Origin of the sequence: Neobacillus rhizosphaerae, from assembly GCF_937468385.1 — a bacterium.
GTDB classification, from domain to species: Bacteria; Bacillota; Bacilli; order Bacillales; family Cytobacillaceae; genus Neobacillus; species Neobacillus rhizosphaerae.
On record NZ_CALBWS010000050.1, the window covers coordinates 18262 to 27049 of the forward strand.

9 protein-coding genes and 1 pseudogene are annotated in these 8788 nt (G+C 40.3%); 3 read left to right on the plus strand and 7 right to left on the minus strand.

Features of this window, described 5'->3' with window-relative positions:
- Positions 1-5 precede the first annotated feature (5 nt).
- From M5A78_RS23615 to M5A78_RS25060, 7 genes are all read right to left on the minus strand, one after another.
- Positions 6-1403 carry a sigma-54 interaction domain-containing protein gene (locus M5A78_RS23615; protein WP_248737715.1) on the minus strand — a complete coding sequence of 466 codons (1398 nt, stop codon included), beginning with the start codon at positions 1401-1403 and terminating at the stop codon, positions 6-8.
- Between the two features lie 65 nt (positions 1404-1468).
- Positions 1469-2323, minus strand: coding sequence for a putative beta-lysine N-acetyltransferase (gene ablB, locus M5A78_RS23620; protein ID WP_248737716.1), 855 nt, complete (start codon positions 2321-2323; stop codon positions 1469-1471).
- 207 nt (positions 2324-2530) lie between these two features.
- On the minus strand, positions 2531-3814 hold the full coding sequence (locus M5A78_RS23625; RefSeq protein WP_406603745.1) for a peptidase: 1284 nt from the start codon (positions 3812-3814) through the stop codon (positions 2531-2533).
- Between the two features lie 34 nt (positions 3815-3848).
- On the minus strand, positions 3849-4514 hold the full coding sequence (locus M5A78_RS23630) for a 3-oxoacid CoA-transferase subunit B (protein ID WP_248737718.1): 666 nt from the start codon (positions 4512-4514) through the stop codon (positions 3849-3851).
- Complete coding sequence (locus M5A78_RS23635) at positions 4499-5191, minus strand: CoA transferase subunit A (protein ID WP_248737719.1); 693 nt, start codon at positions 5189-5191, stop codon at positions 4499-4501. Before M5A78_RS23635 ends, M5A78_RS23630 begins: the two co-directional genes overlap by 16 nt.
- On the minus strand, positions 5192-6547 hold the full coding sequence (locus tag M5A78_RS23640) for an aspartate aminotransferase family protein (protein ID WP_248737720.1): 1356 nt from the start codon (positions 6545-6547) through the stop codon (positions 5192-5194).
- 498 nt (positions 6548-7045) lie between these two features.
- Positions 7046-7207: a YjcZ family sporulation protein gene (locus M5A78_RS25060; RefSeq protein ID WP_248737721.1), complete on the minus strand. Its 162-nt coding sequence runs from the start codon at positions 7205-7207 to the stop codon at positions 7046-7048.
- A gap of 118 nt (positions 7208-7325) precedes the next feature.
- Between M5A78_RS25060 and M5A78_RS23650 the strand changes: the two genes are divergently transcribed.
- The 3 genes and pseudogenes from M5A78_RS23650 to M5A78_RS25070 all read left to right on the plus strand — a co-directional run.
- A complete protein-coding gene (locus tag M5A78_RS23650) occupies positions 7326-7922 on the plus strand; it encodes a DUF502 domain-containing protein (RefSeq protein WP_248737726.1) in 597 nt (198 codons plus the stop codon).
- A 316-nt stretch (positions 7923-8238) separates the two neighbouring features.
- Entirely contained in the window at positions 8239-8376 is a 138-nt protein-coding gene (locus M5A78_RS25065) for a hypothetical protein (RefSeq protein WP_406603742.1), read from the plus strand.
- A 110-nt stretch (positions 8377-8486) separates the two neighbouring features.
- Positions 8487-8687, plus strand: a pseudogene (locus M5A78_RS25070) (transposase); the annotation flags it as partial.
- Positions 8688-8788: the final 101 nt, after the last annotated feature.

An 8788-nucleotide genomic window follows, 5' to 3' on the forward strand; every position in this document is an offset into this window, starting at 1 on the left:
GCAGCTTAATCCAGTGTTTTTTTCAGCTTATATTGCAAGGTTTGCCTCGGAATCTCTAAAAGCTTCGCAGCTTTGTTTATATTCCCCTTACTTAAGTCAAGGGCATTCATGATTAACCTTTTCTCTACATCCTCTAAATTTTTTCGTAAAGATAAACTCTCAATTGGATGAACTCTTTTTCCTTGTGAAGATGACGAAAGCTGTCTCAACATGATCGGCAACTCTTCAAGAGTAAGCCACTCTTCCTCGCAGACATTCATCATATACTCAATCGTATGTTTTAATTCACGCACATTCCCAGGCCATTGATAATCCATAAAAAATAATTCAAGCTTTTTTTCCACACCTTTAATACTTTTTTTTAGTTTTCTATTAAATTCATAAATAAAGTAATCCGTTAAGTACAATATATCCTCTATCCTTTCTCTTAAGGGAAAGAGGGAAAAGGTAAACACATTTAATCGATAAAAGAGGTCATTGCGAAGCTTTTGGTCTTGAAGGGCCATGGTAGGGTGCACATTCATTGCAGCAATCACACGCACATCAACGGAAATATTTTGTGAACCTCCCACCCTTCGAACCATTCCATCCTCTAACACGCGGAGCAGCTTTGCTTGGAGTTCAATCGGCATTGTATGTAGTTCATCAAGGAATAGGGTACCACCGTCAGCAAGCTCGAATAACCCTTTACGATCAACTGCACCGGTATAGCTTCCTTTCGCCGTGCCAAAGAGTATACTTTCCAGTAGGGTTTCGGGTATGGCTGCACAATTTTGGGCAATAAAGGCTCCGTCCGAACGAAGGGATTCATGATGAATGCCTTGAACAAATAATTCTTTCCCTGTTCCAGATTCGCCGTAAACAAGAATCGGAGAATCGGATTTTGCCAATTTCCTTGCTTCATTCTTCATGCTAATAAAGGCTGGATTAACTGTCTTTAAATCACTTAATGTATAGCTTACCTGTTTCAATACTTTTTTCTTACTGCTTTTATTAACCCCTTTTTGTAAATCTAATAATCTTTCTGATAGGAGCTTCATGCGCGAATAATCCTTCGCGATTTCGACAGCTCCAATAATTTCTTCGCCCAAAAAGATAGGCAGTGTCGTATTGATTGTATCAATTCTAGTCCCATGCAAATTCAGATAAACCTGTGTTTGATTGTATATCGGCTTCCCTGTCCTAATCACCATTAAAAGCGTACTAGACTCTTCTGACAGGGAGGGAAATGCGTCAATTAAATGCTTTCCCTGTACTTCCCTTACGTCCATACCATCATGCTTGGCAGCGACCTCATTGTAAAAAATTGTTTTTCCCTCCGTATTAACAACATGGATCCCTTCATCAATACTCTTAAGTATGGCTGTAAGAACTTCTTGCGTTAAAGCCGTTAATTGAACCATTTCATTCACCTGCCCTTCTTAACCGTTTTAGTAGTGCCGAAATATTGGCATTTTGAGCCGAATTTTTAGCAGTTTGCCAGATTCTTTACCCACATATTCATATTTTCTAGCTTGTCATAAATATAGCAATTATTCATTAGCCTGCCCCGGTATGAATATCCTAACTGAAATAACACCGCATTCATTCCGAAGGATAACGACCTTGCAATCGAGTAGGCACAAAAGATGCCATTTCGCTTCAATTCACTTTCTAACTCTTGAAGAATAACCTTCATCAGTCCATATTTTCGGTGTTCAGTTAGTGTAGCACAATCCGTTAACTCTGCATTTTTATAAAAAGCATTGATTTCGGCGGAAGCTGCACTGACTATTTTGCCTTGGTGAAAAAAGACATAATAAATGGTCCCCTCCTGCATCGTCTTTTTTACGTATTCTGGGTCATGCAATGGGGTTGGATAAATTTGAAATACATGACGGTATAGAGCGGAAAGCTCAACTGCACAACTTTCATCAGCCTTTCTTAATTGGTATTCCTTTGGGGGGAGGATTTTTTCAATTGAATTATCCAATTGATAAATGCTATGGATCATTCCATCCTCGGTAATCCAATGGTCATTTTTTTTTCGCTCGGGTGAGTAGAATTTTGAAAAAAAGTGAGCATCTGAGCCAAGAAAATAGCGATCGACCACCGCCTCTGGCTGGAGGCCTTGTTCGAAAAAAAGAAGGAAGTCTTCATTACGACCTTTAATGATTAATTTTTCTGCCTTATGTTGCACAACGAGCTCCTCTGCCTTTTCGAGCAGTAATTTCGTATTTCCGCGATAATCATCAACACGAATTCTTTTATTAAATGGATCTAGATAAACTTCGAGGAAACAACTACTTTCCTCAAGAAAAATGGTAGAAGCGGTTTGGTTCATCACTTACCCTCCTTCAAAACCTAAATAACTGATATCTAAAAAATGTCTGGCCTAGGTGTAAGCCAGACATTTCCCACCATTTTAGAACTGATTAACTAAGCTTGTTCATTTCCTCGATGGCCTATTTAATTCCTTCCCAGACATTCTATTATTCTTTCCATATATCGCTATTATATCAATCTTTTAATGATATTTGGAAAATATTGCTTATTTATTTTCATTAGAAGCTTCAGCTGTCCCGCACCAACTCAAAAGTGTGAGGGCAATAATCTCGCTAACAGCAAACATATCTTCAAGGACAATGTGTTCATTCGCATCGTGAGCAGTTTCTGTAATACCTGGTCCGAAAACAACTGTGGGAGTGTTCCCGACACTGGAAAGGATGCCACCGTCTGTACCCCACGGACTTGCTTCAATGGTAGGATTATCCCCTTTTACTTCTATGAAACTCCTGGTAAGTTCATTGATTAAAGGATGATCACTGTCAAGACTGCCAGGAATCCATCGGCCCCCAAACCACTCAATTTGAACGGGGTTTTTAATAAACCACTCATCTTGCTCATTCATTTCCTGCAAACATTCCTCCATTACCGTTTGCGCTGATTGAATGGTTTCTTCCGGGGATACCCCCATCCTACCCTCTAGGATAGCGGTGTCAGGCACCGAAGAAGGCCATTCACCACTTGAAATCTTCCCGATATTAATTGGAATTGGAATGGGTATTTTTTCGAAGAGAGGGTCAGAAACCATAGCATTTCTATCTTTTTCTAATTGTTGTAACCTTTGAATAACCAAAACTGCCTTTTCAATTGCACTTACCCCTTCGTACCGTGTTCCACCATGTGCGGCCCTCCCTTTTACGGTGATTCGAAACCACATTGATCCCTGCTGTTTTGGAAATATTTTCATATTAGTTGGTTCAGGAATAATCGCCCCATCGGCTTGATACCCTCGTAATACCGCTGCAAGAGTACCTGCTCCGCCGCTTTCCTCTTCAATCACACTTTGAAAAATAACGTCCCCTTTAAGTTTTATTCCGTTTGCAATTAAAGATTCAATCGCCATTAATAGAGCAACATTCCCCCCCTTCATATCTGTTGCTCCTCTTCCATAAAGCCTGCCACACTCAATCTCCCCACTAAATGGGTCATGTTTCCAGTTCATCTCATCTCCAACCGGAACTACATCAATATGACCATTTAAAATAATGGATTTTCCGCCGCCTAATCCTTTTAACACTGCGACTAAGTTAGGATTTCCATCGAAGCTTTTACGGTCGCAGCAAAAGGCAGGGTGGTTTTTCAGTTTGTTGCCGCCTATTTCCCAAATATCGAGTATTAAACCCAGCTGACGGCATTTTTCGATAATGATCGCTTGAGTGCTACTTTCATTTCCCCTCGTGCTATTTTCCCGTACGAGTATTTGTAAAAGTCTAGCGCCTCTAGCACGATTTTCCTTTAGCCACTGCTTAATACGGATTTCATTTTTCACCAAATGTTTCACTCCTTTCAGCCATGGTCCCTGTTTAGTAAGATAGTTTGCGGACATTTTCACAAATCTTAAATTCACATCCAGTTTTATTCATGACATAATCTAAACTATAAGGAGCAAACAGCTCAGTCAAAAGCAACCCTTCCTCAGTTACCTTGAAAACAGCTAAATCCGTGATAATAAGGTCAACACAAGCAGCTGATGTTAATGGTAGCGAGCAGTTGCTGACGATTTTCGGCTTTCCCTGTTTATCACAATGGCTCATGACAACAATCACTTTTTTCGCCTTTTGAGCAAGCTCCATCGCTCCTCCCATTCCGGGGACTTTTTTTCCTGGTACAATCCAGTTAGCAAGGTCGCCATATTGACTGACTTGTAGCGAACCTAAAATGGTAATATCCACTCTTCCTCTGCGAATCATTCCAAAGGCAATCGCACTATCGCAATATGAACCTCCACTGTTCAGCGTGATTGGAAATCCTCCCGCATTGCATAAATTTTCGTCTTCTTCACCTTTGATGGGAGAGGGTCCCATTCCGGTAATACCGTTTTCTGCATGAAACATAACCTTAGTCCCTTTTGATAAATGGTTGGGTACGAGCGAGGGAATACCGATACCAAGATTGACAACCATTCCATTGGTAATTTCCTCCGCAGCCCTTTTGGCCATTTGGTTTCGACTATCTATTCCCATGCCCATTTCCAATTCACCCCCTTCGATGGAATCAGATAATCAACGAATACTCCCGGAGTAATGATTTCTTCCGGGTTAAGACTTCCGATTGGAACGATTTCTTCCACCTCTGCAATCGTTATATTTCCTGCCATCGCAACGAGCGGATTGGTATTACGGGCACTTTTGTCGTAGATTAAGTTTCCAAACTCATCTGCCTTTTTCGCATAAACAATCGCCACCTCTGCCGTTAATGCGCTCTCAATCAGATAGTCTTTTCCATCAAGATTAAACCGGGGTTTATCTTTTGAGACCATCTCATTATCCATCCCGATATCAGATAAAACAGCAGCTAAACCAACACCACCCGCCCTGATTCTTTCGGCTAAGATACCCTGCGGCGAAAATTCCACTTCAAGCTTTCCGTCATGCATCAGCTGACCAGCAAGCGGGTTTGAGCCAATATGCGAGGCAATCACTTTAACAGCTCTTTCGTGGCTTACTAATTTTCCGATGCCAATGTGTGGAAAACCTGTATCATTACCAATCAACGTCAGCTCCCGAATACCTTTTTCAAGAATTCCATCAATGATTGTCGGTGGGGATCCAACCCCGCCAAACCCCCCAAACATCAATGTCATTCCATCATGAAATAATTCTAAGACACTCGCTATGGTTGTAATTTTCCCAAATGGATTTTCCATCTATTTATCCCCAGCCATCCCTGCGTTTATTTGGTTTGAAAAGACTTCAAATGTTTCTGTTAATAAATGCACCAATAGATCAATTTCTCTTTCGGTAATCGTTAACGGAGGAGAAATAATGATTGAATCACCATTTATCCCATCAATTCCCGCACCCGCCGGGTAAACCAGGAGCCCTTTTTCCTTAGCTAAAGCCACCATTTTTTGTGTAATCAAAGCGTTACGAGGAAATGGGAATTTAGTGCTTTGGTCTTCGACAAATTCTATTCCAAGTAACAAGCCTTTGCCGCGGACATCTCCAATAAAAGAAAATTGATCCTGTAATTTTTCAAGCTGGTATTTCAAGTAATTGCCTCTGCCTTCTACTTTGTTGATTATCTTGTTTTTTTCTAAGTATTCCAGCACCGCTAAGGAAACGGCACAAGATTGGGGGTTGGCGCTTAATGTATGACCGCTCATAACTGACTTTGAGCCAGATAATATTGGCTCCATAACCTTTTCACTCGCGACAGCTGCGGCAATGGGTGCATAACCTGCACCCATGCCTTTTCCTAACGCTACAATATCAGGAATAACACCCCAGTGCTCACTTGCAAGCATCGTTCCAGTCCGTCCGTAACCCGTCATCACTTCGTCAGCAATAAAAAGGATGTCATGGTCTTCACAGATTTTTTTAATGGTTTTAAAATAATCCTTTGGCGGTGCAATCGCTCCTCCTGCTGCTCCAATCACTGGTTCAGCCATGAAGGCTGCGATTTGATCAGCACCAATCCGCTTAATGGCTGTTTCTAACTCATGGGCACAAAGATAGCCGCAAGAGGGAGCTTCAAGGTTATAGGGGCAACGGTAACAATACGGAGGGTTAATGACCGGAAAATCCTCCAACAGCGGAACAAATCGGGCTCTTCTGCCGGTATGCCCTGATAAGGACAGCGCTCCTAATGTTATGCCATGATAACTTACCCATCTCGATAACACCTTTATCTTCGTTTTAATTCCTTTTTCCTGCCAATATTGAATTGCCATTTTCATCGCCGTTTCTGTCGCTTCTGATCCGCTGTTAACAAAAAAACTCCAATTAAGATCCCCCGGTGTCCATTCGGCAATTTTTTTGGCCAGCATCTCAGCTACATCACTCGTAAATTGTGAGCGATACACAAACGATACTTTTTTCGCCTGTTCCTGCATCGCCTCAATAATCTCGGTTACCCCATGACCAATATTGGCAGTAACCGCACCGGAAGCCGCGTCTAAATATTTTTTTCCTTCCTTATCAAATAAAAAGATCCCTTTGCCATACTCGATGACAGGGTATGTTTCATCAAGAACTGGTTTTATTAAAAATGATTTCTCCACTGGTGACACCACTTTTCTAATTAAATTTAGTCAAGCCATATTAAAAGTGTATGATTCATATTTTGTTTCTTTCATCTTATTTATAGCTCATCAGCCTCATTAAATTTAATAGGCAATAGCTTGATGCTAAAGATAACAAGTAGGAATAAAACCTTTCTTTTTCAATCTGCTGCAATTATTATCGAATACTCTTAGAATACTTAAGGAATGAAATCTATGAATACATTAAAAAAATTCAATTGAAGCCGAAAGATATTTACAATTATCCAGTAAATTATTTTTTACCTTTCGACTTTCATAATCTCTAGTTACATACAACTAAATTCCTTTATGTATTTTTTTGCAACATTCTGAAAAACCTCTATTTAAAGTTTATTTTATCAAATGAATAGGCAATTTGTAAAAAAAAACCTGTAAAAAATATTCTCTCTCATTCCTGCCCGAAATAAAAAAGGCTGACGTTCGGAACGTATCCTTGCGTCAGCCTATTTCTTTTTATCAAAAGTTCCAGCTTGCACCGATAATGATTAGCAAAATAAATAAGACGACGATTAATGCAAAGCCCCCAAAGCCAAAGCCCACTCCACATCCTGCAGCAGCAGGGTAACCGCAACACCCATCAAATCCACCATATCCACCATATCCACCATATCCATACATACACATTCACTCCTCGAGTATTTGTTTCTTTCCAATGTTACTTTATGAACTAGATACTTGACCTGTATGTGCATTCGCCTATATTATGAGAGACAATGATAAATTTGTAGGTGATATGATGAAAACGATTTTGAAAAACTTTATTAATGGGATATTGACAATTGTGCCGATTATTCTTGTAATTTATGTTATTTATAAAACCTTCATGTTTTTAGACGGATTGTTAGGTAATACGCTAAAGCCCTATTTCAGGGGAGATTACATCCCGGGCATAGGCTTGCTTACAACGATAATTGTGATTACCCTTTTAGGTTGGTTGTCTACAAAGTATTTCACTGGAAAAATTATCAAATTAATTGATCGTTTTTTCGAGAAAATTCCAGTTGTCAAAACCATCTATTCTGTTATAAAGGATACGGTTCAATCCTTCCTTGGCGATAAGAAATCTTTTTCCAAAGTTGCATTAGTTGTTATCCCGGGAACAGAAATGAGAAGTCTCGGTTTTATCACTTCGGAGCAATTAGAGGATTTTTATAGCCCATTAAAGGAACATGTAGCTGTCTATATCCCACAAACATTCCAAGTTGCTGGATTTACCTTTTTAATCCCCAAGGACCAAGTGGAAATAATCAATGTCAAACCAGAGGATGCAATGAAATTTGTCCTTTCTGGTGGGATGACATCAACTGCTAAACAAAAGGAAAAGAATGTATAACAAAAAGCCGCACAATGGATGCTTCTCAGGCTGTCGAAAAACCTTCGACAGCCTTTATTTTTTTATGTTACTTTAACATTTCACTACGTTATTTTGTTATAATATTTTTCATGCAACATGTCTGTTGATTTGCGCTACAGGCGCTTCGCTTTCCGCGGGCGTGCCGGGGAGCCTCCTCGGCGCTAATGCGCGCCTGTGGGGTCTCCCCTGCCCGTACTCCCGCAGGAGTCTTCGCGCCTTCCGCTCCAATCAACAGGTGCAAATTCAATAATGTCCTCACACAACCAAAAAAATAAAAAAATAAGTGGTGAAATCTATGTTTAAACCAAGAGAATTTTCCCAAAGTGAATATGAATTTGTGTCTATTGATGAATTAGTTCCTGATGTTCACCTCCTTCGTTTGATTGATAAATATATTGATTTTTCGTTTCTTCTTGGAAAAGTTCGCCCTTAATATAGTGAAGATAACGGCCGCCCATCTGATCCCCTAATTTTGTTTAAAATGATCTTTATTGGTTATCTTTACGGTATAGGTAAGGTAAGGTAAAATCGCTTATCTAAATCGGGAAATTGGTTTATAAATTTAGAAAGGAAAAAATTGAGCGAAGCTTCGCATACTCAAAAGAGCTGCATGGGCTTCGCTACTGCCGGTTACGGGGATTATAGAATGCAAGTGAACAGGTTCTCCTTACAGCAGCCTGCCAAAATATAAAAAAGATTGCGACACACTTAGCCAGGTTAGAAAAGTGTGTGGCAATTCTTTAGGTTGATTTGCCACCCTGTTGATTGGAGCGGAGGGCACTCGACTCCTGCGGGATAGAGAGGTCACGGGAGACCCCGCAGGCTCTCCAAAGAGCCGAGGAGGC